Source organism: Gordonia sp. p3-SID1431 (assembly GCF_025143765.1).
GTDB lineage: Bacteria > Actinomycetota > Actinomycetes > Mycobacteriales > Mycobacteriaceae > Gordonia > Gordonia hongkongensis.
This window is the reverse complement of sequence record NZ_JAMBDT010000196.1, coordinates 1-1,268: the sequence shown is the minus strand read 5'-3', so window position 1 is coordinate 1,268 and position 1,268 is coordinate 1. Positions and strand designations below refer to the sequence as shown.

The 1,268-nt window shown below is 60.1% G+C and carries 1 protein-coding gene; it reads right to left on the bottom strand.

The window, feature by feature from the left end:
• A partial coding sequence (locus M4D77_RS23760) for an ISL3 family transposase (protein WP_259937731.1) occupies positions 1-1,215 on the bottom strand: 1,215 nt, incomplete at its 3' end.
• Positions 1,216-1,268: the final 53 nt, after the last annotated feature.

Below are 1,268 nucleotides of genomic sequence, written 5' to 3'. Positions count from 1 at the left end.
GCATGCGCCGCCCCTGGTGAGGTTGGCCATCGCGATCAAAGCATCGGGAGTGTGAAATCCGTATGACCGCTTTGTCAATGACCGCAGATGGCAGTTCGTCGCCTCGACTCGAGCGTTGCTCATCTGACACGTGACCGCGTTGTAGATTTGCACCTCTCGTTTACGGATACTCGGCGCCAAGGTGCGAATCTCGGGTATATCGCAGGCCTCTGCCTTCCTCAACCAGCGCCGCAACGGCGCCCAACATGAGGAGTACGCACCTGAAAGTATGTGCCTTATTTCTTCTTTCATCTGATACGCACGGGCCAGCACACTGTTGGCATCGGCGACCACGATGGACTGCAGCCGCTCTTGACTCTCGGTGAGGTTGTCAGGATTCTTCAACAACGCCCACCTCAATCGGCCGCGTTCCACCTTTGACAAGCCAGCTATCCGGCTCATCACCCGAGACCGGCATCGATCCAGCGCCTGATTGACCCACTGCAGCACATGAAATGGGTCCATACACCAGTACGCTCCCGGCGCCCGCTCGGCGAGGACCGCACCGATGTACTCGGCGCCATCAGCACTGATGTGGGTGATCTCGCCGGCTCGCACATCACCCAGTTCATCGAAGAACCGCTCGATGGTCGCCTTCTTGGCGCCCTCACCAGCCCACACCAACTGACCTGTGTCATGGTTGACCACGACGACCAAGTACCGGCGGCCCTTGCGATAGGCGATCTCATCGATACCGATGCGCCGCAACCCGTTCAAGCGTTTGGTGAGTCCGACATGATCGTCGACCACACGCTCGACGATACGAGACACCGTCCGCCAGGAGACCCGCAGGTAGGCGCTCACCGCGGTCATCGGGGCGTGCGCACACATCCACGCGACGGTGTCGTCAAACGCCCTGGTCATCTTCACTTCCGGACGTGCCCACGGAACCAACTCAGTCTTCACACCATGGCGAGGGCACCGCACACGCGTCGCGGGCAGCTCGAGGAAACACCGCCAGCCGCCCATATCCAGATGCCGCCACAACCGCGGTGCCGGCGGCTGATCGTAACCCGGGCAGCGCTTCTTGCACTGCGGACACCGTGATCGTGCGTTCTTGTGCAGTTCTAGTGTCGCCACCATGACGTGCCCGCGATCATCCTCATCGAACCTGACACCCACGACACGGGCACGCTCGATTCCAAGCAACTTCTGCAGTACTCTGACAGTGCGCAACGCCCACTCCTCTAGGTCTTTTTCTTCGCAAGTCAAAACCTAAGCGAGACTGG